This window comes from Streptococcus oralis, assembly GCF_003943415.1.
GTDB classification, from domain to species: domain Bacteria; phylum Bacillota; class Bacilli; order Lactobacillales; family Streptococcaceae; genus Streptococcus; species Streptococcus oralis_BJ.
The window spans coordinates 1-634 of record NZ_RJPK01000033.1 but is presented as its reverse complement, the minus strand read 5'-3'; the positions used below and the strand labels follow the sequence as shown (position 1 = coordinate 634).

The 634-nt window shown below is 39.6% G+C and carries 1 protein-coding gene and 1 pseudogene; both read right to left on the bottom strand.

Features of this window, described 5'->3' with window-relative positions; genetic code table 11:
• Nucleotides 1-263: pseudogene (locus tag D8801_RS09725) on the bottom strand (hypothetical protein); the annotation flags it as partial.
• Nucleotides 264-423: 160 nt separating this feature from the next.
• Nucleotides 424-634 (bottom strand): DUF7878 domain-containing protein (locus tag D8801_RS09895; RefSeq protein WP_221761550.1); only part of this gene is annotated, 211 nt, incomplete at its 5' end.

Genomic DNA, 634 nt, shown 5'->3' with positions numbered 1-634 from the left:
AAGTCAACAAGCTCCGTCTTCACCGATACATGACGGGTTTCAGCAAGCTTTTTCGTTTTCTCCAACCCTGACTCGGCATAATCCCATGACGTGACGTTCATCCCTTGTTCTGCTAAAAAAACCGCATTGCGCCCCTCGCCTTCTGCAATGGCTAAAGCATCACCCGACAATTGAAGTTTTTTCTGCGAATCTGCCAAAAACGCATTCGGTTCCGTTCCATACACATAGTTCTCATCTTGAAAGCGCTCGTGCCAAAAGTTCATTGTTTTGTTCTCCTTTTTTGGATGCTTCCATATCAATGGTATTGTGATTCGTCGTTCATAGCCATTGATATACCCGCTTCTTTTAGAATATGCATTTTATTTTCACATCGCAGATAAGGTGTTTTTAAACTCGGCCCCTGTTTTTAGCCTTTAGGATAAATCAATATTTTCTTAATGGGATCTTACCAACAATGCTTTTCAATGAAATCCTATAATGATGTTCAATATCACGTCCAAGTTTTTCGTGTAAAATTTCCATTTTTCCGGTGATGTAATCAAGGTCGAATACATTATATGATTGTTGAGTTTCCCAAATGGTCGTTAGTCGAGCCTTATAATCAAATGGTATCAATGAAATAATGGGTTCGCCC